This window comes from Mammaliicoccus sp. D-M19 (assembly GCF_022386695.1).
GTDB lineage: Bacteria > Bacillota > Bacilli > Staphylococcales > Staphylococcaceae > Mammaliicoccus > Mammaliicoccus sciuri.
Map to the genome: position 1 here is coordinate 119,306 of NZ_JAJNHW010000005.1, position 25,564 is coordinate 144,869.

Annotated in this window: 29 protein-coding genes and 1 pseudogene; 9 read left to right on the forward strand and 21 right to left on the reverse strand. The window is 31.5% G+C overall.

The features are described 5' to 3' along the window. Positions 1 to 25 precede the first annotated feature (25 nt). From tkt to sosA, 3 genes are all read right to left on the reverse strand, one after another. Complete coding sequence (tkt, locus tag LQ675_RS10950) at positions 26 to 2,014, reverse strand: transketolase (RefSeq protein WP_048543141.1); 1,989 nt, start codon at positions 2,012 to 2,014, stop codon at positions 26 to 28. An 85-nt stretch (positions 2,015 to 2,099) separates the two neighbouring features. After that, entirely contained in the window at positions 2,100 to 2,336 is a 237-nt protein-coding gene (locus LQ675_RS10955; protein WP_025905900.1) for a DUF896 domain-containing protein, read from the reverse strand. 77 nt (positions 2,337 to 2,413) lie between these two features. Then, positions 2,414 to 2,623: a DNA damage-induced cell division inhibitor SosA gene (gene sosA / locus LQ675_RS10960; RefSeq protein ID WP_048543143.1), complete on the reverse strand. Its 210-nt coding sequence runs from the start codon at positions 2,621 to 2,623 to the stop codon at positions 2,414 to 2,416. Positions 2,624 to 2,767: 144 nt separating this feature from the next. On the opposite strand from sosA, the gene lexA reads away from it, so the two are divergent. Beyond that, positions 2,768 to 3,388, forward strand: coding sequence for a transcriptional repressor LexA (gene lexA, locus LQ675_RS10965; RefSeq protein WP_048543145.1), 621 nt, complete (start codon positions 2,768 to 2,770; stop codon positions 3,386 to 3,388). A 305-nt stretch (positions 3,389 to 3,693) separates the two neighbouring features. Here the strand turns inward: lexA and LQ675_RS10970 are convergent, their stop codons facing one another. The 3 genes from LQ675_RS10970 to LQ675_RS10980 form a co-directional block, all read right to left on the reverse strand. After that, entirely contained in the window at positions 3,694 to 4,710 is a 1,017-nt protein-coding gene (locus LQ675_RS10970) for a CAP domain-containing protein (RefSeq protein ID WP_103354257.1), read from the reverse strand. Between the two features lie 18 nt (positions 4,711 to 4,728). Then, positions 4,729 to 5,712, reverse strand: a complete 984-nt coding sequence (gene guaC / locus LQ675_RS10975; RefSeq protein ID WP_025905892.1) for a GMP reductase — start codon at positions 5,710 to 5,712, stop codon at positions 4,729 to 4,731. Positions 5,713 to 5,803: 91 nt separating this feature from the next. Next, complete coding sequence (locus LQ675_RS10980; RefSeq protein ID WP_048543152.1) at positions 5,804 to 6,742, reverse strand: metal ABC transporter solute-binding protein, Zn/Mn family; 939 nt, start codon at positions 6,740 to 6,742, stop codon at positions 5,804 to 5,806. Between the two features lie 160 nt (positions 6,743 to 6,902). Between LQ675_RS10980 and rpmG the strand changes: the two genes are divergently transcribed. The 4 genes from rpmG to LQ675_RS11000 all read left to right on the forward strand — a co-directional run bounded on the left by rpmG (position 6,903) and on the right by LQ675_RS11000 (position 10,801). Beyond that, a complete protein-coding gene (gene rpmG / locus LQ675_RS10985; RefSeq protein ID WP_049318964.1) occupies positions 6,903 to 7,052 on the forward strand; it encodes a 50S ribosomal protein L33 in 150 nt (49 codons plus the stop codon). Between the two features lie 203 nt (positions 7,053 to 7,255). Then, positions 7,256 to 8,698 carry an amino acid permease gene (locus LQ675_RS10990; RefSeq protein ID WP_048543154.1) on the forward strand — a complete coding sequence of 481 codons (1,443 nt, stop codon included), beginning with the start codon at positions 7,256 to 7,258 and terminating at the stop codon, positions 8,696 to 8,698. A 375-nt stretch (positions 8,699 to 9,073) separates the two neighbouring features. Then, complete coding sequence (locus tag LQ675_RS10995; protein WP_025905885.1) at positions 9,074 to 9,388, forward strand: hypothetical protein; 315 nt, start codon at positions 9,074 to 9,076, stop codon at positions 9,386 to 9,388. A gap of 12 nt (positions 9,389 to 9,400) precedes the next feature. Then, complete coding sequence (locus tag LQ675_RS11000) at positions 9,401 to 10,801, forward strand: phosphoribosyltransferase domain-containing protein (RefSeq protein ID WP_048542740.1); 1,401 nt, start codon at positions 9,401 to 9,403, stop codon at positions 10,799 to 10,801. A 54-nt stretch (positions 10,802 to 10,855) separates the two neighbouring features. Here the strand turns inward: LQ675_RS11000 and LQ675_RS11005 are convergent, their stop codons facing one another. From LQ675_RS11005 to LQ675_RS11020, 4 genes are all read right to left on the reverse strand, one after another. Beyond that, on the reverse strand, positions 10,856 to 11,662 hold the full coding sequence (locus tag LQ675_RS11005; protein WP_239727977.1) for a Cof-type HAD-IIB family hydrolase: 807 nt from the start codon (positions 11,660 to 11,662) through the stop codon (positions 10,856 to 10,858). A 68-nt stretch (positions 11,663 to 11,730) separates the two neighbouring features. Further along, on the reverse strand, positions 11,731 to 12,642 hold the full coding sequence (gene thrB / locus LQ675_RS11010; protein WP_048542734.1) for a homoserine kinase: 912 nt from the start codon (positions 12,640 to 12,642) through the stop codon (positions 11,731 to 11,733). Further along, the gene (gene thrC / locus LQ675_RS11015; protein WP_058591450.1) at positions 12,639 to 13,703 is read right to left on the reverse strand and encodes a threonine synthase; all 1,065 of its coding nucleotides are present in this window, start codon (positions 13,701 to 13,703) and stop codon (positions 12,639 to 12,641) included. Before thrC ends, thrB begins: the two co-directional genes overlap by 4 nt. A 1-nt stretch (position 13,704) precedes the next feature. Continuing rightward, positions 13,705 to 14,982, reverse strand: coding sequence for a homoserine dehydrogenase (locus LQ675_RS11020; RefSeq protein WP_048542729.1), 1,278 nt, complete (start codon positions 14,980 to 14,982; stop codon positions 13,705 to 13,707). A gap of 197 nt (positions 14,983 to 15,179) precedes the next feature. Here LQ675_RS11020 and LQ675_RS11025 point away from each other — a divergent pair, with 197 nt between their 5' ends. Further along, positions 15,180 to 16,553 (forward strand): aspartate kinase, encoded by a 1,374-nt coding sequence (locus tag LQ675_RS11025; protein ID WP_048542726.1) that lies wholly within the window; start codon positions 15,180 to 15,182, stop codon positions 16,551 to 16,553. A 38-nt stretch (positions 16,554 to 16,591) separates the two neighbouring features. Here LQ675_RS11025 and LQ675_RS11030 read toward each other — a convergent pair whose 3' ends face one another. The 4 genes from LQ675_RS11030 to LQ675_RS11045 all read right to left on the reverse strand — a co-directional run bounded on the left by LQ675_RS11030 (position 16,592) and on the right by LQ675_RS11045 (position 19,361). Next, positions 16,592 to 17,185, reverse strand: a complete 594-nt coding sequence (locus tag LQ675_RS11030; RefSeq protein ID WP_048542725.1) for a hypothetical protein — start codon at positions 17,183 to 17,185, stop codon at positions 16,592 to 16,594. 81 nt (positions 17,186 to 17,266) lie between these two features. Next, complete coding sequence (locus LQ675_RS11035; protein ID WP_048542723.1) at positions 17,267 to 17,596, reverse strand: nucleoside triphosphate pyrophosphohydrolase family protein; 330 nt, start codon at positions 17,594 to 17,596, stop codon at positions 17,267 to 17,269. Between the two features lie 4 nt (positions 17,597 to 17,600). Continuing rightward, positions 17,601 to 18,485, reverse strand: a complete 885-nt coding sequence (locus tag LQ675_RS11040; protein ID WP_048542722.1) for an NAD(P)-dependent oxidoreductase — start codon at positions 18,483 to 18,485, stop codon at positions 17,601 to 17,603. A 303-nt stretch (positions 18,486 to 18,788) separates the two neighbouring features. Beyond that, entirely contained in the window at positions 18,789 to 19,361 is a 573-nt protein-coding gene (locus LQ675_RS11045; protein WP_229412542.1) for an N-acetylmuramoyl-L-alanine amidase, read from the reverse strand. A gap of 92 nt (positions 19,362 to 19,453) precedes the next feature. On the opposite strand from LQ675_RS11045, the gene LQ675_RS11050 reads away from it, so the two are divergent. Beyond that, on the forward strand, positions 19,454 to 20,377 hold the full coding sequence (locus tag LQ675_RS11050) for a diacylglycerol/lipid kinase family protein (protein ID WP_048542789.1): 924 nt from the start codon (positions 19,454 to 19,456) through the stop codon (positions 20,375 to 20,377). Positions 20,378 to 20,543: 166 nt separating this feature from the next. On the opposite strand, the pseudogene LQ675_RS11055 reads toward LQ675_RS11050, so the two are convergent. The 6 genes and pseudogenes from LQ675_RS11055 to LQ675_RS11080 all read right to left on the reverse strand — a co-directional run. After that, positions 20,544 to 20,687 (reverse strand): annotated as a pseudogene (locus LQ675_RS11055) (TM2 domain-containing protein); the annotation flags it as partial. 154 nt (positions 20,688 to 20,841) lie between these two features. Next, on the reverse strand, positions 20,842 to 21,051 hold the full coding sequence (locus LQ675_RS11060) for a hypothetical protein (RefSeq protein ID WP_048542719.1): 210 nt from the start codon (positions 21,049 to 21,051) through the stop codon (positions 20,842 to 20,844). A 154-nt stretch (positions 21,052 to 21,205) separates the two neighbouring features. Beyond that, complete coding sequence (locus tag LQ675_RS11065; RefSeq protein ID WP_162841924.1) at positions 21,206 to 21,370, reverse strand: hypothetical protein; 165 nt, start codon at positions 21,368 to 21,370, stop codon at positions 21,206 to 21,208. Positions 21,371 to 21,458: 88 nt separating this feature from the next. Then, positions 21,459 to 21,827 (reverse strand): YbgA family protein, encoded by a 369-nt coding sequence (locus LQ675_RS11070; protein WP_048542717.1) that lies wholly within the window; start codon positions 21,825 to 21,827, stop codon positions 21,459 to 21,461. Between the two features lie 4 nt (positions 21,828 to 21,831). Next, on the reverse strand, positions 21,832 to 22,305 hold the full coding sequence (locus tag LQ675_RS11075) for a pyrimidine dimer DNA glycosylase/endonuclease V (RefSeq protein ID WP_048542716.1): 474 nt from the start codon (positions 22,303 to 22,305) through the stop codon (positions 21,832 to 21,834). 18 nt (positions 22,306 to 22,323) lie between these two features. Next, positions 22,324 to 23,064, reverse strand: a complete 741-nt coding sequence (locus tag LQ675_RS11080) for a sulfite exporter TauE/SafE family protein (protein WP_048542715.1) — start codon at positions 23,062 to 23,064, stop codon at positions 22,324 to 22,326. Positions 23,065 to 23,283: 219 nt separating this feature from the next. Between LQ675_RS11080 and LQ675_RS11085 the strand changes: the two genes are divergently transcribed. Next, positions 23,284 to 23,745, forward strand: coding sequence for a MepB family protein (locus tag LQ675_RS11085; RefSeq protein WP_048542713.1), 462 nt, complete (start codon positions 23,284 to 23,286; stop codon positions 23,743 to 23,745). A gap of 62 nt (positions 23,746 to 23,807) precedes the next feature. Continuing rightward, positions 23,808 to 24,446 carry a sugar O-acetyltransferase gene (locus tag LQ675_RS11090; protein WP_107602512.1) on the forward strand — a complete coding sequence of 213 codons (639 nt, stop codon included), beginning with the start codon at positions 23,808 to 23,810 and terminating at the stop codon, positions 24,444 to 24,446. 36 nt (positions 24,447 to 24,482) lie between these two features. Here LQ675_RS11090 and LQ675_RS11095 read toward each other — a convergent pair whose 3' ends face one another. Further along, on the reverse strand, positions 24,483 to 24,896 hold the full coding sequence (locus LQ675_RS11095; RefSeq protein WP_158259177.1) for a CCDC90 family protein: 414 nt from the start codon (positions 24,894 to 24,896) through the stop codon (positions 24,483 to 24,485). Between the last annotated feature and the right edge of the window lie 668 nt (positions 24,897 to 25,564).

The window sequence follows — 25,564 nt, forward strand, 5'->3', positions numbered from 1 at the left end:
CTTGGATGAGGCTTTTTAAGATTCTTTAGAAGCTTAATACTTGGTTTAATACATTTTCTTTTGTAAATCCGTATTTTTCAACTACTAAGTCGCCAGGCGCACTTGCACCGAATGTATCAATTGTAATGACTTTTCCTTCAATGCCAATATATTTATGCCAACCTAGAGAAGACGCCATTTCGATTGCTACACGTTTAGTGATTGATGCTGGTAATACTGATGCTTTATATTCAGCATCTTGTTGATCAAATGCATGCCAGTTAGGTAATGATACAACTTGTACACCTTTACCTTGTGCTTCGATATCTTTAGCTGCATCTACAGCTAATGAAACTTCTGAACCAGATGCTAGTAGTAAGTATTCAGGTTCGATTTCTGAACGATATACAACATATCCGCCTTTACGAACACCTTCTTCTAACACTGATTCTTCAACATCTAAAGCTGTTAAGTTTTGTCTTGTTAACACTAAAGCTGTTGGTGTCGTTTCAGATTCTAAAGCTACTTTCCATGCTACTCTTGTTTCGTTACCATCTGCAGGGCGAATAACGTTTAAGTTAGGAATTGCTCTTAATCCAGCTAATTGTTCAACTGGTTCATGTGTTGGGCCATCTTCACCAACAGCAATTGAATCATGTGTGAATACAAATGTTGAAGGTACACCCATAATTGCTGAAAGTCTTACAGCTGGTTTCAAGTAGTCACTGAATACGAAGAATGTTGCACCATATGGTTTAACACCACCGTGTACTGCCATACCATTAACTGCAGCAGCCATACCAAATTCACGAACACCAAACCAAACATTGCGTCCTTCAGGTGTTTCACTACTAAAGTCAGCTTCATCTTTAACATTTGATTTATTTGAAGAGGCTAAGTCAGCTGAACCACCAAAGAATGCAGGTACTGATTTACTTAATGCTTGAATCACTTCACCTGAATCCGCACGAGTGGCACTGCTATTTCCAGCTTCATAAACTGGTAATTCTTTATCATAATCAACAGGTAATTCATTAGAAATGGCTTGTTTAAATGCTTGTCCTAATTCTGGATAATCATTTGTATAAGCTTCGACTAATTTTTCCCATGCTGCTTCGTCTTCGTTTGCACGTTTAAGCATTGTTTCACTGAAGATATCATATACTTCTTGAGGTACATTAAAGCGTTTAGAAGGATCTAAACCGTATGCTTTTAATGCTAATTCACGTTCTTCTTCTCCTAATGGAGCACCATGCACGCCATTAGTACCTGCTTTATTAGGCGCACCATAACCGATAACTGTTTTAACTTCGATTAATGTTGGGCCTTCTAATGTTTTTGCTTCAGTAATCGCTTTATCAATAGCTTCTAAGTCATTACCATCTTCAACTAAGATATAGCTCCAACCATATGAAGTGAATCTTTCTTTAACATTTTCAGAGAATGCTTTATTTAATTCACCGTCTAATGAAATATCATTAGAATCATATAATGTGATTAATTTATCAAGTTTTAAGTGACCTGCTAATGAAGCTGCTTCATGAGAAATACCTTCCATTAAGTCACCATCACTTGCTAAAACATATGTGTAATGATCTACTACATCGTATTTATCTTTATTAAATTTACCTGCTAAGTGTTTTTCAGCCATCGCCATACCAACACTCATTGCAAAACCTTGTCCTAAAGGTCCTGTTGTAACTTCTACACCATCAGTATGTCTAAATTCTGGATGTCCAGGAGTTTTAGAGTCCCATTGTCTGAAGTTTTTCACTTCTTCAAGTTCTAAACTACCTGAAACGTGTAATAAACTATATAGTAATGCAGAACCATGACCAGCAGATAAAACAAAACGGTCTCTATTAAAATAGTTCTTAGATTGTGGATTGAAATTTAAATGCTTAGTCCATAATGCATATGCCATAGGCGCAGCACCCATTGGTAAACCAGGATGTCCTGAGTTAGCTGCTTCAATAGCATCTATACTTAAAGCACGGATTGAATCTACTGCAAGTTGATCTTTTTCGTTAAACATAAATGTAGTCTCCTTTATTCTTGTAATCCCTTTTCATTATACATGAAATTTTTTCAAAAATTAATTATTATTACTTAATTTATACTTACTTTCTTATATTATTATTTTTTTGAATTTCTTTTACTTTATCAGGAGTTACATCATTACCTTCTGGATCAATGATTTTAGTATTCTCGATTGTATTTTTAAAATTACCGCGGAAAGCTTGTAAATACTCAGCGCGTAATTTTGTTTGTTCTTTAGCTTCACTATCTGTTAAACCTTCAGATTTCTTTTTGTTCGCTAATTCATTAATTCTTTCTATTTTTGCTTTATCTAGCATAATATCCCCACTTTCTTTATACATAAAAGATACCAAAAAACACGAGTAAATCCAAATGGATTTACTCGTGTTTAAATTCAATCTATTGACCCTACTAATGTATTGGAATCAGATATATGGTTATGTTGTTTATCGCTTTGTTGTTTAATTTGATGATCGGTCATTTCGTACGTTTGTTCTGTATTATAAAGATCATTAGACTGAGCTAAATATAAATATCCAATTAATAAAGTCATGAAGAATACTGCTATATACACTAATATTGTCTTCTTAATTGTAATTGTCATACTCAATTCCTCCTAGAACGTTTGTTTGTATTATTATAATAACAGAACAACTGTTCGTAGTCAATAAAAATACGAACAAATGTTTGTTCAAAGGAAACGTATGTGCTATAATAAATTTAAATAATTAATTGGGAGCGTGCGACTATGAAAGAATTAACTAAACGTCAATCTGAAATATATCAATTCATCAAACATATAGTACAAACGAAAGGCTATCCGCCTAGCGTACGTGAAATTGGTTTAGCAGTCGGCTTAGCGTCAAGCTCTACTGTACATGGTCATTTATCAAGACTAGAAGAAAAGGGCTACATTAAACGTGACCCAACTAAACCACGAGCAATAGAAATCACAGAAACAGTCGGAGAGAACGTTAACCAAGAGAACACCATTCACGTTCCAGTTATCGGTAAAGTTACAGCAGGTATACCTATTACGGCTGTAGAGAATGTAGAGGAATACTTCCCATTACCTGCACATTTCACATCAACACATAATAGCAATATCTTTATATTAGATGTTGTCGGCGATAGTATGATTGAAGCTGGTATACTAGACGGCGATAAAGTAATCGTACGTAGTCAATCAATCGCTGAGAATGGTGATATCATAGTTGCAATGACAGAAGATGATGAAGCTACAGTTAAACGTTTTTACAAAGAGGAAACGCGATATAGACTTCAACCAGAGAACAATACAATGGAACCTATTTATTTAGATAACGTTACAGTATTGGGTAAAGTTGTTGGATTGTTTAGAGAAATGTAACATAACAAAAAGGAGATGCGCTTGCATCTCCTTTTTTCATATTCCCTTTATCGAGTTCTTTCTTTACTTGTCATATATTTATGATACATCTTTTTTATTTAATAATTCTTTAATACGTTCTAAGACATCTAAATCTTTTCGTTTTATTTCTTTATTTTCCATGTAAAACTACCCCTTTATATGTTATTTCACCAATCAAAATTACTAGAAACAACATGTGTTAAACATTTAAGGAAATATGAAATATTGACTTTTCTCGATTTAATTATATCAACGTTGATAAGATAATACCACTTATCTCTTTTCTATTGTTGCGTGATGTAGTTCTCCGTCCAATATGGCTGTAATTCTTCGCCAATATCAACACCTACACCTAATTCTTTATAATCTTTATTTAAAATGTTTTTTCTATGTCCAAGTGAATTCATGAGACCATGATGTGCATATATACTACTGATTTGACCATAAGCCAAGTTTTCCCCAGCTGTTACATATTTAAAACCATCTCGATCTAATCTATCAAATGGAGACATACCTTGTTTGTTATTATGATCAAAATAATCATTATTCACCATGTCTTGACTATGCTTTCTTGCAGTTTCGCTAATACGTTCATTATAAGTTAATGTCGGTAATCCAAACTGTACTCTTTCGGCATTTACAAGATCAAAGTTTTGTAATTCTAAAGCTTTTTTGTATTCATCAGATGCTGCATGATACTGATTCGTTCGCTTATCTTCAGTTGATGATGCAATCTGCATGAGACCTTTAATTTGATTATTTTCATGTTTATCATAAAACACGGTTGTATAGATGTTATCAAATTTGAAAACATCATAATCTTCATCATTTTGTATGAGTTTCACTTTTTCTTTTTCTATTGCTTTTTCAGGCTCACCAAGTATAGAACGAACTTTATCTTTGTTCATTTTACTTGTGATACCTTTTTTAGAAGTTATAAGGTCTTGGTTTGTATATAAACCAGTTACTTTGTCATGACCATAACTTACCATCACAAATTCATGATAGTCGTTATGATACACATGCCATTTCTCGTTATATTCATTAACCGTTATACGCTTAGGTTTACCAAGTTTCTTTTCTACTTCGCTTTTTGTTTGATTGATTTGAATATTATTAATCGCAAATTCTTGGTCATCTGGTGTCTTCAGTTCAACCTTTTTAGCTGATTCTTCGTGTTGTAATCCTTGTTGAACATTCAATACTTTTTGCCCAATTTGTCTAGACAAATTTGATTCTGGGACTGGCTTGATAAGTGTTAAGCATAATAGCAACATAAATAAAAAGAATACTTTTCTCAAGTCGTCACCTCACTTGTTTTAGCCGCGATCACTGTCACCATTAAATATTGAATTACGAACAATTACATAGTCTACTTTTGTAATAGAATGTAGATCTTTTCCACCTGCATATGAAATAGAACTTTGTAAATCTTGTTCGATTTCAATTAACGTATCTTTTAGAGAGCCTTTATGTTCTACAAACATCTTTTTACCCTCTACATTTTTACGCTCACCTTTTTGAAATTCAGATGCACTACCGAAATACTCTTTATATAGTTTACCTTCTAATTCAACTGTTTCACCTGGAGATTCTTCATGTGCAGCAAATAATGAACCAACCATTACCATACTTGCACCAAATCTAATAGATTTAGCAATGTCACCGTTAGTTCTAATACCACCATCAGCAATCATTGGTTTTCTAGCAGCTTTACTACAAGCGTTAATTGCAGCTAATTGCCATCCACCAGTACCAAATCCAGTTTTAATTTTTGTAATACATACTCTACCTGGTCCGATACCAACTTTTGTTGCGTCAGCACCCGCATTTTCAAGTTCACGAACACCCTCAGGTGTACCAACATTACCTGCAATTACAAATGATTCAGGAATATGTTGTTTAATATGTTTAATCATTCTAATAACTTGCTCAGAATGACCATGTGCAATATCTATTGTTATATATTCAGGAACAAGCCCTTCATTAGAAAGTTGTTCTATAAAAGTATATTCATTGTCTTTAACACCTACAGAAATTGAAGCGAATAAGTTTTGGCTTTGCATTTTTTTGATAAATGGAATACGTCCTTCTTCATCAAAGCGATGCATGATATAAAAATAATCATTACTAGCAAACCATTCAGCTAGTTCTTCATTCATGACTGTTTGCATATTGGCAGGTACTACTGGTAATTTAAATGTCTTTGGACCAAATTTTACAGTAGTATCACATTCAGAACGGCTTTCTACTATACATTTATTTGGTATTAACTGTACATCTTCATAATCAAAAATTTTCATATCAATAACCTCTTTCACAACTATTAATAATAATCCATTAGTTACTATACATGGTTAAGTAGTAAAAGTAAACGAAATAATACTATAAATATTATTTATTTAGAGCTTTATCAAGAGTTTTGATATTTTCTTCCATTAAAGACTGATATGAAATATTTTTTTGTTTTGCTTCATCTTTAGTTAATACTTCTAAATTATGAAATTTTAACGGTTTACTTTTCGTATCTTTCTTTATAATATCTGTCATTTTTGAACTAACATTTTGTTCATATAAAATATATGGAGATTTCGAATTGTTAATATCTTTAATAATTTCTAATATTTCTTTTTGAGTTGGTTCTTCATTATTCATGCCTGTGACACCTTTTTGTTTAAAATGATATCTGGTAGCTAAATAACCTAGAGAATCATGAGAAATAAATACTGTATCTCTTTTTGTATCTTTCGTTATGTTTTGTAAACTTTCATCAATTTCGTTTATATCTTTAATGAGGTCTTGATAATTTTTTTGATAATAATCTTTATGCTCTGGATCCTTTTGAATGAGTTTTTCTTTAATAGATTTAGCCGCTTCTTTATTGACAATTGGGTCTAACCAAATATGTGGATCATTAGCACTTTCTTCGTGTTCATGTTCATGCTCTTCTTCACCATGCTCATGATGATGTTCTAAAATATGACTTTCTTTCAAATTAGCTACCGCTTCTAATTTATGATCATCACTTTTAATAGTAGAACTAATTTTTTTAGCTACTGGATCTAATTCATTTGAAGAATAAATAAATAGATCACTTTTAGCGATATTGAGCATTTCTTTTTGAGTTGGCTCATAGTTATGTAAATCTGTACCGCTTGGGTAAATAGAATTGGCATCTACATATTTGCCACCAATTTGTTTAGCAAAGCTTTCATATGGAAAGTTTGTAGCATAGATTTTAATTTTGTCATCCTTTGATGTTTGGTTATTACAACCTGCAAGGATGAACGCCATCATTAATAGTGCACCAACTATAATATATATTTTTTTCATATTTTAACTCCTACATGATTATTTGTTTTAATTATAACAATATACGCTTTTACACATCATATCGCAATTATATAATACACATATTTTTGCATTGAAAACTCATTTGTATTATGCTAAAATTATAAAACGTAACGATTACTGAATAGAAAGGCTGATGAACATGCGTGTCAATATCACGTTAGCATGTACTGAATGTGGCGACAGAAATTATATTACAACTAAAAACAAACGTACAAATCCTGAACGTATTGAAATGAAAAAATACTGTCCAAGATTAGGTCGTCACACTTTACACCGCGAAACTAAATAATTTCTTATTTTATAAGAAAATATACGACAAAGAAGTCAATTCATACATCTGAAATGACTTCTATTTTTATACATTTATACTTTATGGCTTTAAAGCATTTATGCGTTAAAAGTTTTTGTTGCTTATTTACTGAAATACTAATAAAATAATATGTATATTTTATTTACAGATAAATTGTACTATTAGAAAGCAAGGTGAATTATATGGAAGAAATGAAACGAGGATTAAAGACTAGACACATATCAATGATCGCCATTGGTGGTTCAATTGGTACTGGTTTGTTTATGGCGAGTGGTGCAGTCATCACTCAAGCAGGACCTGGTGGTGCACTTATAGCTTATTCTATTATTGGTGTTATGCTCTACTTTTTAATGACAGCTATAGGAGAACTTGCAACTTTTTATCCAGTTTCTGGTTCATTTAGTGCATACTCAAGTAGATTTATAGATCCGTCAGCAGGATTTACTGTTGGTTGGCTTTATTGGGTAATTTGGGCACTGGTAACAAGCGTTGATATATTAACTGCAGCAAAAATCATTACATACTGGGATATATTCCAAAATATTAACCCGTTTGTATGGAGCATTATTTTCTTAATCATTCTATTTTTATTAAATGCTTTTACAGTTAAAGCATTTGGTGAAGCTGAATATTGGTTAAGTTTTATAAAAGTCGCGACTATTATCATCTTCTTAATAGTTGGTGTTCTTGTGATATTTGGAATCTTAGGCGGTAATGAACCATTAGGATTATCAAACTTCACTTATAAAGAAGCACCATTTGTAAATGGTATTTCTGGTTTCTTAGGCGTACTACTTGTTGCTGGATTTAGCTTCGGTGGTACAGAAGTAGTAGCCGTAACAGCTGGTGAATCTGAAAACCCTAAAGAATCCATGCCAAAAGCAATTAGACAAGTATTCTGGAGAATTTTATTATTTTATATTTTAGCAATCGCTGTGATTGCAGCAATTATTCCATATACTGATCCATTGTTATTAAATAAATCAAACACTGTAACACAAAGTCCGTTTACAATCGTATTTGATAGAGTTGGTATAGCATTTGCTGCTTCCATTATTAATGCAGTTATTTTAACAGCACTTATTTCAGCTGGTAACTCAGGCTTATATGCTACAAGTAGATTACTTTACTCACTTGCTCAACATAAGCAAGCACCTAAGTTTATCAATAACTTAAATAGAAACAATATGCCGTTCGTTTCATTATGCGTCACAATCGTATTAATTTTCGCGTCTATCGTATATGCAACGATTAACGCTGATGGTTATTATAGATTGTTGAATATGTTAGGCGCACTTGTTACTTTAGTTTGGCTAATGAGTATTATCAGTCATATTCGATTAAGGATGGCCATTAAGAAACAAGGCAAATCAGCGACAGATACACTTGAATATAAAGCACCTTTATATCCATTAGGACCAATCATCGTAATCGCTGTTATAGCATTCTTATTAATCGGTCAATCATTTGATAGCATTATGACATTGAACTTCCCAGTATTAATCGAATCATTCTTACCGATTATATTAGGTTTCGTAGTATACTTTATTCATAAATTCACAACGAAATCAAAAATTATCAAACTTGAAGATATTGATTTAAGAAAACACCAATATAAGAAATAATTTTTAAAAGCGCCACTCAATCAACTTGAGTGGCGTTATTTATATCTAAAATTTTGTTCGTGCTTGCTTTCCTTAGTTACACTTCTGTTGAGTTTTGTTACTAACGGCTTCCTTAATTACAATTCCACCGACTTTTGTTACTATAGACGCTCTTAGTTACATTTCCGCCGACTTTTGTTACTATGGCGCCTCTTAGTTACACTTCTGCCGACTTTTGTAACAACAAATCCTACACAAAATATCATTTCCCTAATCCCGAACTCCCTTGTTCAAAACGTTTATAAAAATTTGCTAACTATAATCTACTTTTTCATATTGCGATATATATAGTATAATAAATATTAATGATAATTTTAGAATAAAGAAGGTGTAAATATGACAGGTCAAACTAATTTATTTGATGATGTTATGGAACAAGATGAACGCTTTGTCATTGTTGTTCAAAGTATTTATGACACACATGCTCAACTCGTTAAGAAGACACTTAGAGAATATACAAGTTTAACTCGGGAACAGATGCAATCATTATTTGATCATCTTAAAGATTTATATTTAAATGAACCATTTGAAGAGAATCAAGCATTTTTTGATATTACTGTTTATACGAACCAAGACTATGCAGCGGACCAAATTTATGCGCATATTAAGAGAAAGAAATTCAGCCATGAATGGACGCATACAAGTAAATAAAGGAGTAATCACATGTCCCAAGTAAGTAAAGTTTTTCCTTTAGATAACGAACAGCAAGTTGAAGTGAAAGTTAAAGAAAATAGATTTGATTTTGAAATAGATGAAATGCTCGCAATTACACAAGAAGAACATTCAGAATTTCCATTTATACCAGTATCTCCTTGTTTAGGATATTCTAGAGGATTATATCCAGAGCATCCTTTACTTGTTGGTTTATTATTAGGATTCTTATATCATGAGTCGTTAACAGGCGAAACGGATGAACGTATTCAAACGATCGCTAAAGCTATTAACAGTAAAAATCGCAGTAAAATGATTCAAGCCTTAAATATGGTTGAATCTAATAAACTTGGTCACTATCCACCAACAAGATTTTTAGGCTTAAGTGAACGTGCTGTCAATTTAGGACAATCGATTTTTAGTTTATTTGATGATGATGTGATGTTCTTAGCTTCTACACGAGATAAGATTATTTCTCATCCACCATTATTAGATCATAGCGATATTGTTGATCCTCAAGAACGTTTATATTTCTATACGAAAGATAAAGACTTCTTTGATAATGATGAACGTGTCGCAATCATTGATAATCATTTATTAAATGGTAATTCTGTACTAAATCTCATTAAAAAGATTTATGATAAATGTCCTGAAAGAGAAACATTCACTGTATTAACACCTATTGATTTAAGATCTCAAAGTGTTAAAGAAGCATTCTCAAGTTTGGAAAAATCTTTAAATATTAAAATCAACATCATTTCACTTATGTCGTTTGATGTAGAAATTACAGCTATTGACCATGAGACGAAAGATTTAATTCAAAATGAACTACTAGATAATCAAAAACACGATACGAAAGTTCAATATTACTCATTAAGAAATGTCATAAATGATCATTTTATTGTAAAAGCACAAAACATGCTGCGTGATGGTACGATTCACGATAATCCATATTTTATTTCAACAGGTAGATTCACTTTAAATGGTAAAGAACAACAAGTATCTGAAGATCTATTTCAACGTATGGGAGAATTATTGAATGACTTTTTAGATGATTCACCTAAATTTGTCATTGGTATAGGAGAATTCTTATACGTTCCACTTCAAATTGCTCGTTATTTACCTGGTAAAGAAATACGTGTACAAGGTACTACTCGCTTTAATTTTGATTCGAGTACATTAAGACACTCTAATAAAAAAATTAGCTTTATGTCTCCATTGGAAAGAACAATCACACATTATTTATACAATTTAGAGATTGATCAGTACGAACAAATCATCGTATTTGTTGAAAGACTGAGACATAAAACTGAAATTGATGATATTGTACAACAATTAAAAATTCTTGGGGCAAAATCAATTCTAGTAATTGAAATGACTTCAATCGCATTTAATGAAGATCGTCACGAATAATAAAAAGCAGTTCAAATCTTAAAAATTTAATTTAAGGTTTGAACTGCTTTATTTTTATGCATTTAATATTTTTTCTAACGCTGTTACAATACCATCATGGTTATGGTCGTCTGTAACAACATCTGCAATACCTTTAATCGTATCGTTCGCATTCCCCATAGCAACACCAACTGCTGCTCTTTCTAACATGTCAGAATCATTTAAACTATCACCAAAAGCTATCACTTCTGAGAAATCCGCATCAATTTGATCAAACAATCTTTGCAACGATTTCCCTTTAGAAACTTCACTATTCATGAATTCTAAAAAGTACGGTTTACTTATTGTTGATGACACTTGGTCATTAAATTTACCATTCAACGCTTCATTTGCACTTGCAATATTTTCCTCGAAATCAACACCCATTATTTTTGGAACGTCACCTATAATAGCTTCTTTAATATTATTAACTTTATTCATTGGAAGACCTGTTAATTCACTTTCAATGTTCATATAATCATGTGTCGTATCATGAATAATTTGGTCATTTAAATATGTTAAATAAAAGAAATTATGACTTCTACAATAATCAATAATATCGTGTGCATCTTTTTGACTAATTGTTTGATTAAATACGATACTTTGGTCTTCAGCATTTATAACAAAAGCACCATTGTAACTTACAATATAACCACCATAGCTTTTTAAATCTAGCACTTCTGCATGCTTAATCATACCTGCAGTTGGTCGCCCCGATGCAAGTATTAACTTCATGCCTTCTTTTTGTTTCTCCATTAAGTATTGATATGTTACTTCACTTATTTCATTCTTAGAAGTCAAAAGTGTATCATCCATATCCATTACGATGTATTTATATGTCATGTTGTTCTCCTTAAATATAATAATGCTTATATTCTATCATACATAGAATATAAGCATCTCACTTTTGTTTATAAGTTTATGATTTTTTGACTAATACCATAACGATTAATGGTTACCAATTCTGATTCGCAATCTTCAAATTCATCTTGTAATGCCCTTACAAGTTTACCACTCAATTCTTTTTTGACGAGCGTTAATACAGTTGGACCAGCACCACTAATAACAGTCGCATACGCGCCATGTTCTATAGCTAATGCTTTAATACGTTCAAAATCAGGGATCAAATGTTGACGAAAAGGTTCATGAAAACCATCTTTCATCATCATCTTTCCAGCTAATTCATAATTATGTTGAATTAAAGCACTGATCATCGTGTTGCTTATTGCACTATATTTAACGGCATCTTTTAAAGATAGTGTTTCTGGTAATACTTTACGCGCTTTCTCTGTTGATAGCTCATACTCCGGTATTGTAGCAATAACATCAACTTTTGGTATATCTATATATGATACATCCGTATGTTTAGCTTCTGGATCATATACGCCTAAGACTAATCCACCATAAATTGTTGGGGCAACATTATCTGGATGTCCTTCAATTTCAGTTGCAAGTTGTAGTAACTCATATTTAGATAACTTTAAATTTGCAAAATAATTTGCAAGAAATAACCCCGTTACGAGCGCAGATGCTGAGCTACCTAATCCTCTCGCAAGTGGAATATCGCTATACATTTTTAAATTTAATGCCGGCATTTCTTTCGAAAATTTCTCTGTAGCAGTTTGTGCAATTTTAGTAATATAATGTTCCTCATTAACAGGTAAACCTTTCAGATGAGGTCCAACATGCTCAAAATGCCATTTTCCATCTTCGGACAGATACGCTTCTACTTCTAAATATTTATCTAGAGCCATTCCGATTGAGTCGAAACCAACCCCAAGGTTAGCAGTTGAGGCTGGTACTTTAAGCTTTAATTTCTTCATTTTAATGCACGCTCAATATAATCAATAATTGCTTGTTCGTCATTTTCTAATGGTGTAATTGGCGAATCAAGTAAATCAATAGCAGTATCAGGATCTTTCAATCCATTTCCTGTTAAAATTGCTACAACAGTTTGATTCGGCTCTAATTTACCTTGTTCATGCAATTTCAACAAACCTGCAATTGAAGCATTACTTGCTGGCTCACTGAAGACGCCCTCTTTACTTGTCATAAGTTTGTATGCTTTAAGAATTTCTTCATCTGTCACACTATCTATTAATCCATTTGATTCATCACGTGCTGCCTCGGCCAATTTCCAACTAGCTGGATTCCCAATTCTAATCGCAGTCGCTACTGTCTCTGGATTTGTTACAACTTTACCTTGTACGATTGGAGATGCACCTTCAGCTTGGAAACCGCACATAACAGGTAGACCTGATTGATTTAATTGATGATATTCTTTGAAACCTTTCCAATATGCTGTTATATTTCCAGCATTTCCAACTGGTATCGCAAATAAGTCTGGTGCTTTACCATCTAATTGCTCTACAATTTCAAATGCACCAGTCTTCTGCCCCTCAATTCTATATGGGTTTACAGAGTTTACAAGTGCTATTTCACCTTTTTCTGCAACTTTTTTAACGATATTTAATGCTTCATCAAAATTCCCTTTAATTGATACAATTTCAGCACCGTACATAACTGCTTGTGCTAATTTACCAAGTGCTATTTTACCTTCAGGAATAACAACAATTGCTTTTAAACCTGCTCTAGCAGCATAAGCGGCAGCTGAAGCTGATGTATTACCAGTAGAGGCACATATCACGATTTTTTTACCTTCTTCTTTCGCTTTTGCAACTGCCATTACCATACCTCTATCTTTAAAAGAACCTGTAGGGTTAAGACCTTCAAACTTAGCGAATAAATTAATGTTCAATTTATCAGATAAATAAGGTAAATGAATTAATGGTGTATTACCTTCATTTAAAGTCAATTCTGGTGTTCCTTCGTTCACTGGTAAATATTCTTTATAATTATGAATTAATCCTTGCCATCTGCCCATATTACTTATCTCCTTCAATTGGATAATATTTCAAAATATTAATGCCATTTTCTTTTAATTGATCAACTGGTAATTCATCAATACCTCTGATGACAATACCATACGTATTTTCAGTACGTTGTTCTACTTTAACACTTCTATGAAATTCAATTGTCGCTTTAATATCATCTCTTAAAACATCTTCATCTTTGTCACTTTCAACGATAATAAAATGACTATTTTTCAGTGGGAATTTAACTACTTCATCTTCAACGATTTCTTTCGTACGTTCTGTTTTAAGTTCAAAGTGTGGAGGTAATGTATGTAAATCTGATTCAAATTGTAATGAAACATTTAATAAATCAGAAACAACAGCACTACCAGTAGCTAAACTACCAGCACCTTTACCATAAAACATTGTGTCTCCAACAGCATCACCAATTACATATATTGCATTATATTCATCTTCAACATGCGCCATTTGATGACTATTTGGTAACAATGTCGGTTTAACACTTGAAATAACACGACCATTCTCGTATTTACCTTGACCAATTAATTTAATTTTATAGCCTAATTTTTCTGCAACTTTAATATCTTCGATTTCAACATCTGAAATACCAACTCTTTCAACATCATTTAACGAAATCACTCTATTAAATGATAAGTAGCTCGTAATTACAACTTTACGAGCTGCGTCAATTCCTTCGACATCGTCAGTTGGATCCGCTTCTGCATACCCTAAATCTGTTGCAAGCTGTAATGCTTCATCATAAGATTTTCCTTCACGAGTCATTTGACTAAGAATAAAGTTAGATGTGCCATTAAAGATACCCATAAATTGATTAATATTATTGGCATTTAAACCATTATTAATCGCATTCACAATCGGAATACCACCTGCTACACTCGCTTCATATTTGAGTGCAACTTTATTTTTCTCAGCTAAATCTTCTAAATCTCTTAAATGTACGGCTAATAAATCTTTATTTGCAGTAATGACGTGTATACCTTTAGAAAGAAATGCTTTCAACCATTCTACTGTTGGTTCGATACCACCCATTACTTCAACAACAATATCTAATTCTTCATCTTCTAAAATTTCGTTAATATTTTCAGTTAAATGATAGCTAGAAGTATTAATTGCACGTTTCTTGTTCACAGAACTCACAAGAATATGTTTAATATGTATAGATTTCCCAATCGTGTCTTCTATTTGCTTTTTATTTTCTTCAACAATCTTCACGACACCTGTTCCAACAGTGCCGAGACCTAATACTGCTACATTTAATACTTTCATTTCCTCACTCACCTTAAATATATTGTTCTTGTTAAAAATACAAATGTCTACTTGAAATAGACTCAAGTTTATTATAGTATAAATTCATTAAAGTTTTTTGTAAAGTTTGAATAATTAGAATTAATAGTAATATTATCATTATTTCTCGCTTTGTAAAGAGCTACAATTACATTACCCCCAGTAAAAGGACTGATAAAATGAAAGTTTCAAAATTTGGCGGAAGTTCCGTCGCTAACAGTGAGCAAATTAAAAAAGTCGTTAACATCATTAACTCTGATGATGAAAGAAAAATTGTAGTCGTATCTGCACCTGGAAAAAGATTTAAAGAAGACATTAAAACAACGGATTTGCTCATACGCTTATACGAAAAAGTTATTAATCAATTAGATTATTCAAACAAACTCAATCAAATCGTTGATCGTTATGAAGAAATTGTGACTGAACTCAACATGGATCGTTCTATTTTAGATGAAATTAAACGTCATTTACTAAATTTGATAGACGTGTACCATGATAAACCTGAACGCTTATTAGACGGTTTAAAGAGTTGTGGAGAAGACTTTAATGCACAACTCATTGCACAATATAATAATCAATTAGGCCACCCTACACGTTACTTATCACCTAAAGAAGCTGGCATAATCGTCACAGATGAACCAGGCAATGCTATGATATTAGAATCGTCGTATGAGAATATTTATAAATTACGTGAATATGATGAAAAATTAATTATTCCTGGATTCTTTGGTTATTCTGAAAATGATGATATCGTGACCTTCCCTAGAGGTGGATCTGACATTACAGGCGCAATCTTAGCTAGAGGTATTAAAGCAAGCTTGTATGAGAACTTTACGGATGTATCTGGTATCTTTAGAGCAAATCCAACAGTTGTATCTCAACCTGAAGTGATTCCAGAAATCACATATAGAGAAATGCGTGAATTATCATATGCTGGTTTTGGTGTATTTCATGATGAGGCACTAGAACCACTTTATAAAGATCGTATTCCAGTTGTCATCAAGAATACAAATAGACCAACTGATAAAGGTACTTACATTGTGAGTGAACGTAACATCTCTCATTTATCTCATATCGTTTCAGGCGTTAGCTGTGATAAAGGATTTACAATTATAAACGTCAAAAAATACTTAATGAATAGAGAAGTTGGATTTACACGTAAAGTACTTAGTATCTTAGAAGAAGAAAATATTTCAATAGAACATATCCCATCTGGTATCGATAGTATTAGTATTATTATGAGATCGACTCAAATTAAAGGAAAAGAAGAAAGAGTTTTAAGTAAAATTCGAGAAAACATACCAGTAGATGAATTAACAATTGATTATGATTTAGCTATTTTAATGATTGTAGGAGAAGGTATGAATAAAGCAGTTGGTACAGCAGCTGGAGCAACTGCAGCACTCAGCAAGAGGAATGTGAACTTGAATATGATTAACCAAGGTTCATCTGAAATTTCTATGATGTTTGGTATTGATGAGCAATATTCTGATATAGCCGTTCAAGCTATATATGATGAATATTTCGCAAATAAAACAACACAACTCGCATAATAACTAAAAGAAGCCAATGATTTAATCGTTGGCTTCTTTTATGTATCTGATAAAATAATCTGATTAAGTTTTTCTTTTCCTATCACTTTTCTAAGCATAAAGAATTGATAATAACTTAAATGTTGAATTAACTTTTGATATTTATAAATATCATCTTGTCTCAGTTCATGATATAGCTTATACATCATTTGAATTTCCGGTCGCAAATACTTCACATCATGTTCTAAACTATGGAAATATATTTTATAATCTTCCACTTCTATATTGTGATCATGACTAAATTGCCATTTCTCATCTTTCGTTTCATATATATAAACTTTAAGAATTTTACATTCGTTCTTCTTATTATAAATATAATATTTCTTATATTCTCCAAGTTCTTCAACAGTAATTTCTTTTAGTTCATTCAATGGTGTCTCAACTACTATTTGATAATGGCGTTCTAAAAAGTAGTTTGCTAAAGTAAGCACCTCTTCTCTGCTTACTGTTATGCTCATGATTTCCTTAGTGTGCGTATATTCATTCAAAAATAAATCAATCGCACTTTGTCCACAAACAATATATTGAAATGGATAGTCAGACATTAACTGTTTTAGTTCATCTATAGATAAATATTGTTCGTTTCCTTCCAATATAGCTACCTCCTACGAAAGCGTTTTCATTCATTTTCATTCTAACAGTTTTGTCATTATTATCCAATAGATAATTGTTTATTATTCTTTACGATTTAGTGAATCTTCTTTTGAAAATCCATTTGGATATCTATTTTTAAGTTTTTCAATATTTAATTGACCAATTTCATCTAAATCTACATCAAGAGCTGAAGCGCAACATGCGATATACCAAAGTACATCACCTAGTTCTTTCTTTAATGCTTCTTTGTCTAATTCATGACCATGAAATACGTATTTCTTAACGACATCTGCAACTTCACCAGATTCTCCTGTTAATCCTAATGCACCATTAATCAAGCTTTTATCAGGATCTCTTTTAACATCAGACATTGTTCTTAATGCAAGGTTTTGATATTCATTTAAATCCATTGTATTACCCCTTTTTAATGTGATCTTTTAATAATTGAATAACAGATTGAGTACCATTATCTTCAAAACCTGCTTCACTTAGTGCATCATATACTTCTTTGGCTTTTAATAATCCAGGCATATATAAGTCTCTTTTTTCACTTTCTTCTATCGCAATTCTCATATCTTTAATGAAATGTTTAACATAAAATCCTGGTGCATAGTCTCCTTTAACCATTCTTGGCCCTAAATTGGATAATGACCAACTACCTGCTGCACCGTGTTCAATAGAACTGAACACTTTATCTATATTTAATCCCGCTTCTTCAGCATATATAATGGCTTCTGCTACACCTAACATACCTGCTGCGATTGCAATTTGATTAGCAAGTTTCGTATGTTGTCCATTGCCACTTTTACCTTGATAGACGACATTTTGTCCAATAACATTAAAAATATCTTCAACTTGATTAAATACTTCTTCATCTCCACCGACCATAATGGTTAATGTAGCATTTTTCGCACCGACATCACCACCAGAAACGGGTGCATCTAAACTGTTAATATTTTTTGTTTTTGCTTCATTATAAATTCTCTCTGCAAGAGCAGGACTTGAAGTTGTCATATCTATAATAGTTGTGCCTTCTTTAGCATGGTTTATAATCCCACTTTCATCTAAATAAATAGATTCAACATCTTTAGGATAACCAACTATAGATATAATCACATCACTAGTCTTAGATAAATCTGCAATAGTGTCACACCAAGTCGCGCCGATTTCTACCAATTCATCTGCTTTAGATTTCGTTCTATTATAAACGTTTACTTCATAGCCTTTATTAATTAAGTGTGTTGCCATAGATTTTCCCATAACGCCTGTACCTACAAAACCGATTGTTTTTTTAGTCATTTGAATTCCTCCTGCATATTTTAATCATATAAACATTATACAGATTTATCAGAAAAATCTAAACAAACACACTTAGTCTTTTAGCTTAAATTAATCATTATAAAGCAGAAAGGAGACAAAAATATGAAGGCGAATTAACAAACCCTGAAAAAGCTTCATTAACTGCATTAGAAAAAGGAACATACAATGGTCCAGAACAACCTGAACTATTCTATAACGCATTAGTTCAAATACAACAACAATATGCACAATAATTAAAAAGCGTGGGATAGAAATCAAATGATTTCACATCCAAACGCTTTTTTAATTCAATATATATTGCTTAATTTGTTCGATAAAATAATCTTTCATTTCATTTATAATCCACTCATCTGGCATACCATCTAATGTTGTCTTCCAATTCGTATGAATTTCTAATGAACGATGCGGACATTCAGTTTCACTAAACTCCAAATGTAATCTAACAGTATCACGATTAGGTGTTAAATTATAATCAATCATATCTGAAGCGATTGCTCTTAATGTTTCCTGCTCATTTAATAAAAATTCTTCATCCGTACTTGAGAGAGATTCTAATACTTCATAACCTAAATATTGTTCATTACCTATTGAATTAGCGGTATGCCATGCAATACGCTCAGTATCAATCGCTTGCCATTGTTGATTTCTATCGATGTAATAATGCGCGATACCTTGGACATATCTTTCTTCAGGTGCGTCTATTAATACTTCACGCCATTCATTAGCATTTAACTCACTTGCATCGTTATGGATCACAACACCTAGTAAAGGTTGCTTTCTTTTGTCCATTTCATAATGGATATAATCATTTTGTGAAACGATAATAATCCTCCCCTTTTCAATGCTTTTATTCATTTTAACACATTAAAATATTTTATTTAAAATTGTTTATCAATCGTTATACATGGTATTGTAATAAAAGGTACAATACAGGAGGTATAATGATTATGACACAACATTTTCATAGAGGAATTTTATTTTACCACGAAGCTGCTGGCCAAGGTAATATATATAAAGAACTCGGACAAGTTACAGAAAATTTAACTCAGCTTTGTGATGAATTAACAATAAAATTAAGTAAAGAAGAAGGACAAATTCGTTCTTATTGTAAAACATTAGCTGCCGATACAAACGAACAAGCTTATGATGTTATTTTTATACTAGGCGGCGATGGAACTTTAAATGAATTAATAAATGGTGTCGTAGAAAATAATCTCCAAATACCCATTGGTGTCTTACCTGGTGGAACATTCAATGATTTCACAAAGACTTTAAATATATCTCAAAAACCAATGCAAGCTTCTCAAGATTTATTATCGAGTCAAATTAAGTCATTTGATGTATTAGATGTCAATGGTACCTATGCACTTAACTTTGCAGGTATTGGTTTAATGGTTCAAAACGCTGAAAATGTTGAATCCAACCAAAAAGAATTATTAGGTAAATTCAGTTATATTTTTTCTACAATCAAAACGGTAGCTAACCCAGAAATTTATCAATATAAATTAACAGCTGATAACAAAACATATTCAGGAGAAACATCAATGATTTTGATTGCGAATGGTCAACATGTTGGTGGTAGTAGAATTCCTTTAGAAGATTTATCACCTAATGACGGTAAAATGAATATATTTATTTTTGACAAACAAAATTTCAGTATCATCAATGACTTCTTTAAAGTAAAAGATAGCATGAATTGGAATGAGATTAGTGACAGCATACAACATATATCATGTGAATCAGCAACGTTATCTACTGATCCATCAGCCAAATTAGATATAGACGGTGAAATTCTATTCGAAACGCCTGTTGAAATAAAAATATTACGTGACCAAGTTAAATTGTTCTATGTAGATTTGAATAATGCATAATTAAAACCCGCTTCACTGAACATATACAGTGAAGCGGGTTTTTCGAAAAATTATTTATAATGATATCTAGAGTTTTAAAAACTTAATAAAAGCATTTCACAACTTGCTATGCTTGAATATTACCATGTTCATCAGATGGTCTAAACAATGCAAATATAGCACTGAAGAATGCGATAACATGTGGAATCCCTGTCCAACAGAATGCTAAGTGTAATAGTCCAACAACTGGTTTTTGTGCATAAAATTTATGAACGCCAAAGTTTCCTAATAACACAGCTAATGCGATATAAATCCATTTATTTACGAGCATAATATCCCTCCTTCAACTATAAATATTATTATAGTCTCTCTATAGATATATTACCCAAATATAAACGAACAAAATCAGTAATAGTATGACAATTTTGTCACTTATCAATAAAAAAGCTGCCTCAAGTTTTAAAACTTGTCGACAGCTAAATGCATTAGTTACCTAAATAGTCATTAAAATCAGCAATAAATTGATCTTTGTTCTGTGCTGAAGGATATTGTAATCCACCTAAAATAATAGATTGGCTACTTATTGTAATAAAGTCATAATCAATGGAATGTCTCAAAAATATATTTTTTGCTTCTTCTTGATTGTATTTATTCTCTAAATTCTCAAATACGATAATCTTTTTATCAAAAAACATAACTGCCTCCAAAAAACTTAATATATAAATACTACAAAACTATATTAAGCGAATCTAGAGGGAATTGATGTAAATGCTTATTAATAATGTATTATTACATATATTTTATAGATTTACAGAACAAATTTAAATGTTTTTAAATGATTATGATTGATTATGAATTTTTGATAAACTCTTTCTCTAAATGATCCATCATGTTCTGGGCTTTTTTTAATCCTGGAGATTCGTTTTCTTCTTCCATTTGTTCGAGTTCCACTATATTAAATTGTACTTCTTTTTTTAAAGTGTCCCACATTTTTTGATATACACGTTCTTCCATTTTATTCAGCCTCCTTAAAATCTACTTTCTATATAATATTTACCCTTTTCAAAGTTACACAATCATCATTATACTTTAGATTGGTAAATCAATGTAAAATAGTAGATTCTAATAAATACTTTTGATTATATTTCACAGCAAGCTTGTATATAAATGTGATTAAACATTGGTATTGAATTTCATTTTCTTGATATTGAAATTTATACTTCAAATATTGGTTACGTTCTTCTTCAGTAGCAATTTTCTTAAAATACCCCCACATATGATCATAAGTGTTGATGATTGAACCTTTAGTCGGAACAATGGCTTTAGCATCATCAATCATACTTTGTAAATCGTCATATGAGATATCTCCCTTTAAAGCCTCTCTTATATCTAAATATGACTTTTGACTATGCATCATGACATTATATTTTTCATGTCTCCATAATTTTTCAATATCTGACCTTTTACGCATGTTATCACCTACTTATATTACACCGAGGTGCAATTTTATCTTCTGTCCATTTCATAAATAATAATTTTTCATATTCTAAATAAGCTTGATCATTCATTAATTTCATTTCACCATAAACAAATATAGGTGGTAATTTTTCAGCAGAAAATGCGCCATCTTTAATACCTTTATCTATCATATCACCCATTTGAGAAATTTGATGTTCAAAGTCTTTAGACCTTTTCCCACCTCTTCTTCTATGTTCTTTATCCATATCTAATAATAAGTGATAAGTGTCCTCTAAATACGGATAGCCATCATTAAAAACATGCTTTACAATAGGATGACTTAAATAACGTGTATTACCTTCAATATATTCTAGCTTCGCTAAACATACATTAATGATTTGATAAAGTTCTAATACTTGTTTAGAAAGACGGCGGTTATCTAAAAATTTTGCACTTATTTGATGATTCTCATGAACTCTAAAAATTTGCATTGCGTAATTCCTCTCTCATTATTTAACAATCATGATGATACCGAAGCAAATCAATAACATATAAATATATTTAATTAAAGCACGTTGATCAATTTTAGTATTGATGATATGACCCAGCCATAATGTAAGGATTATAAGTGGTAAAATTGCCAATAACAAATACCAAAGTGATATTGACCAAAATCCTGAAACACCGTGACTAAAGACAATAAAACAACCTGTAATAAAAAAATGTACTTGTGAAATGTTTTTTAAATCTGTTACATGCCATTTTTTTAAAGTTCCATATATAATAATCGGTACACCGTGACTATTATATGCACTACCTAAAACACCTGAAACAATACCTGCAATATAGTCATAAAACTTTGGAATATTCAATTTAACTTGGTATATATTCTTATAATAATTAATAAGATTAATAGCACCGTACAATAATATAAATACCCCTAAAAATTTAATAATCACATCTTCATTTGCCCATTTAACAATTATGATTCCAATCGGTGTCCCAATAATAGAACCAATTAACAAACGTTTAATAATAGACCAATCTAGATTGCCACGGCTTCTAATAAACACAGGAAAAGCCACTAATAACCCAACAATTGCCACCACAGAAATAGACAATTTAAAATCTAAATTTAATAAAGCGAGTAATGGCATCGTGACTAAAGCCTCACCAAAACCAAACACAATTCTTACCATTGCCCCCAGTAGAATTGAAAAAATAACGAGTGTCCAAATTGTAATATCCATAGAATCCCCTTTAATATGTTTATAAAATAAAAACACCTTCTAAACATTAGAAAGTGTCAAAATCTCATTAATATTCTACTTCCATTATACCTTTTTTAAGAACTAAAAAATATGAAAATGGTTTAAAAACAAGGGAATACTAGAATATTTCAACATCGTATTTAATAGTTCAATCTTTGTTATAATCAATTATGAAAAGTCATATAAGGAGGTTTGCAATTGTTTGATTCAATTGAATTAATAAAAAACTATTTTAATGATGAACCAATTGAAGACTACAAATTTGAAGAACTTAATATTAAATATGAAGCTTGTAGTTTTCAAATTCAAAATATTACTTATAGAAGTAGACGAGCTAAAAAGACAGCTAATAAAAAAGGTTATTTTGTCGTATTTTGGGTTAAAGATCAAAATGATCAAAACAGACCTTATACATATTCCGAAACACCGGATAAACTCATCATAGCTATATTAGATAACAATAAAAAAGGGCTATTTATTTTTCCTAAAGATATTCTACTTAAGCAGAAAATCATTAGTAATCATGAAATAAAGGGAAAAATGGCAATGAGAGTTTACCCACCTTGGGAAAATCCTTTAAATAAAACTGCTAGTCAAACTCAAAATTGGCAAAAAGAATTTTTCGTAGATTTATCTAACTTATCATTTATTACCTCTTAACTTGTATATACAAGTTTAACAAGATATAATATGTTCATATTCATATAAAGGGGAATTATGATATGCAGAATGATTTTGATTATATGCAAATGCTTAAAGGTGAACTATACATAGCGCACGATATTCATGAATCTAATGGTTCGAAAAAAGGAAAAATGCTAGCAGATAAAATTAATTATACACCTATTGAAAATAGTGATGAGATAATTAAGTTAGAAAAAGAACTTTTTGGTAAAACAGGTGTAAATATATATTTACATCCACCACTCTATGTTGATTACGGTAGACATATCAATATTGGTGAGAATTTCTATGCTAATATGGATTGTATATTTTTAGATGTGAATTATATCAATATCGGCGATAATGTTATGTTTGGTCCAAGAGTGAGTTTATATACAGCAGGTCATCCAATTGATCCAACAATACGAAATGAACAATTAGAATTTGGTCATGAAATTAATATTGGAAATAATGTATGGATTGGTGGAAATGCAGTCGTATTACCAGGCGTTTCGGTAGGAGAAAACTCTGTAATCGCATCAGGAGCAGTCGTAACAAAAGACGTGCCACCAAATACAGTCGTAGGTGGAAATCCAGCAAAAGTCATTAAGCATATCACAAGCTCTGATTATGACAAATGGCATCAAATGAAATTAGAATATTATGAGAAAAAACGACAATCAGTAGAAAATTCATAGTCTTTAAAAGATCACCTCTATGTAGGTGGTCTTATTTTAATAAAATCCTAATATTCTTCCTACAAATCCTATTATAATGAGAGTTGTGGCAATATACCATTTTATTTGAGTATGTTTCATCTCTTCCTTATTTGCCTTTTCTTTTTCATCAAATAAAGATATAAGATCATCTTTCAAATCTTTTATATCAGTTTTCAACTCTGTTCTTAAGTTATTCATATCGCCCTTAATCTCTGATTTTAAATTATTCATATCGCCCTTAATCTCTGATCTTAAATTATTTATATCGCCCTTAATCTCTGACCTTAAATTATTTATATCTGTTTTTAATTCTAATTTTGTTGTAGTTAATTCTTGCTTTACTTCCTTGATATTATCTTCGAGTGTATTAAAGCGTGAGTCCATATGATTTTTATGTTCTTCAAATTCAGGTCTTGTTACAAAGTCCATTTTTATCACCTCTTAGTTGTTAATATTATTTAAGTGTGGTGTGAGATAACTAGCGATATCTCAGTATATTTTATTCTCTATATTTTATATTATTATAAAATATATTTATTTTCAAATCAAGTTTTACTACGCCTATTTGCAGGTATATCATCCTAGTTATTTACACTTGTGTCTACTTCTGTAAATACGGGCTTCCTTAGTTACACTTCGTATGACTTTTGTTACTATAGGCACCCTTAGTTACAATTCCTACGACTTTTGTTACTATAGGCACCCTTAGTTACAATTCCTACGACTTTTGTTACTATAGGCACCCTTAGTTACAATTCCTACGACTTTTGTTACTATAGGTGCCCTTAATTACACTTCCTACGACTTTTGTTACTATAGGTGCCCTTAATTACACTTCCTACGACTTTTGTTACTATAGGTGCCCTTAATTACACTTCCTCTGACTTTTGTCATTAACTCCTCCCCCATATTTTATCTTCTCAATCACCACCACACACTCCCCCATAAATCCAAACACAATCAAAACCACCCGTTTAACGGGTGGTTTGTTCTGCGGCTATAAGCCTCTATTACTGACCAGCCCTAAAAGGGCACTGAGAAGATCAGCCAAATGTACTACTTTCCCAGCAACCCTTAAAAGGGTTGTTTTATTTTGT

Bases quoted from the DNA above. Each gene is read 5' to 3' on its own strand.
- tkt (WP_048543141.1), bottom strand. From the start codon at position 2,014: ATGTTTAACGAAAAAGATCAACTTGCAGTAGATTCAATCCGTGCTTTA.
- LQ675_RS10955 (WP_025905900.1), bottom strand. From the start codon at position 2,336: ATGCTAGATAAAGCAAAAATAGAAAGAATTAATGAATTAGCGAACAAA.
- sosA (WP_048543143.1), bottom strand. From the start codon at position 2,623: ATGACAATTACAATTAAGAAGACAATATTAGTGTATATAGCAGTATTC.
- lexA (WP_048543145.1), top strand. From the start codon at position 2,768: ATGAAAGAATTAACTAAACGTCAATCTGAAATATATCAATTCATCAAA.
- guaC (WP_025905892.1), bottom strand. From the start codon at position 5,712: ATGAAAATTTTTGATTATGAAGATGTACAGTTAATACCAAATAAATGT.
- LQ675_RS10980 (WP_048543152.1), bottom strand. From the start codon at position 6,742: ATGAAAAAAATATATATTATAGTTGGTGCACTATTAATGATGGCGTTC.
- rpmG (WP_049318964.1), top strand. From the start codon at position 6,903: ATGCGTGTCAATATCACGTTAGCATGTACTGAATGTGGCGACAGAAAT.
- LQ675_RS10990 (WP_048543154.1), top strand. From the start codon at position 7,256: ATGGAAGAAATGAAACGAGGATTAAAGACTAGACACATATCAATGATC.
- LQ675_RS10995 (WP_025905885.1), top strand. From the start codon at position 9,074: ATGACAGGTCAAACTAATTTATTTGATGATGTTATGGAACAAGATGAA.
- LQ675_RS11000 (WP_048542740.1), top strand. From the start codon at position 9,401: ATGTCCCAAGTAAGTAAAGTTTTTCCTTTAGATAACGAACAGCAAGTT.
- LQ675_RS11005 (WP_239727977.1), bottom strand. From the start codon at position 11,662: ATGACATATAAATACATCGTAATGGATATGGATGATACACTTTTGACT.
- thrB (WP_048542734.1), bottom strand. From the start codon at position 12,642: ATGAAGAAATTAAAGCTTAAAGTACCAGCCTCAACTGCTAACCTTGGG.
- thrC (WP_058591450.1), bottom strand. From the start codon at position 13,703: ATGGGCAGATGGCAAGGATTAATTCATAATTATAAAGAATATTTACCA.
- LQ675_RS11020 (WP_048542729.1), bottom strand. From the start codon at position 14,982: ATGAAAGTATTAAATGTAGCAGTATTAGGTCTCGGCACTGTTGGAACA.
- LQ675_RS11025 (WP_048542726.1), top strand. From the start codon at position 15,180: ATGAAAGTTTCAAAATTTGGCGGAAGTTCCGTCGCTAACAGTGAGCAA.
- LQ675_RS11035 (WP_048542723.1), bottom strand. From the start codon at position 17,596: ATGGATTTAAATGAATATCAAAACCTTGCATTAAGAACAATGTCTGAT.
- LQ675_RS11040 (WP_048542722.1), bottom strand. From the start codon at position 18,485: ATGACTAAAAAAACAATCGGTTTTGTAGGTACAGGCGTTATGGGAAAA.
- LQ675_RS11045 (WP_229412542.1), bottom strand. From the start codon at position 19,361: ATGAATAAAAGCATTGAAAAGGGGAGGATTATTATCGTTTCACAAAAT.
- LQ675_RS11050 (WP_048542789.1), top strand. From the start codon at position 19,454: ATGACACAACATTTTCATAGAGGAATTTTATTTTACCACGAAGCTGCT.
- LQ675_RS11060 (WP_048542719.1), bottom strand. From the start codon at position 21,051: ATGTTTTTTGATAAAAAGATTATCGTATTTGAGAATTTAGAGAATAAA.
- LQ675_RS11065 (WP_162841924.1), bottom strand. From the start codon at position 21,370: ATGGAAGAACGTGTATATCAAAAAATGTGGGACACTTTAAAAAAAGAA.
- LQ675_RS11070 (WP_048542717.1), bottom strand. From the start codon at position 21,827: ATGCGTAAAAGGTCAGATATTGAAAAATTATGGAGACATGAAAAATAT.
- LQ675_RS11075 (WP_048542716.1), bottom strand. From the start codon at position 22,305: ATGCAAATTTTTAGAGTTCATGAGAATCATCAAATAAGTGCAAAATTT.
- LQ675_RS11080 (WP_048542715.1), bottom strand. From the start codon at position 23,064: ATGGATATTACAATTTGGACACTCGTTATTTTTTCAATTCTACTGGGG.
- LQ675_RS11090 (WP_107602512.1), top strand. From the start codon at position 23,808: ATGCAGAATGATTTTGATTATATGCAAATGCTTAAAGGTGAACTATAC.
- LQ675_RS11095 (WP_158259177.1), bottom strand. From the start codon at position 24,896: ATGGACTTTGTAACAAGACCTGAATTTGAAGAACATAAAAATCATATG.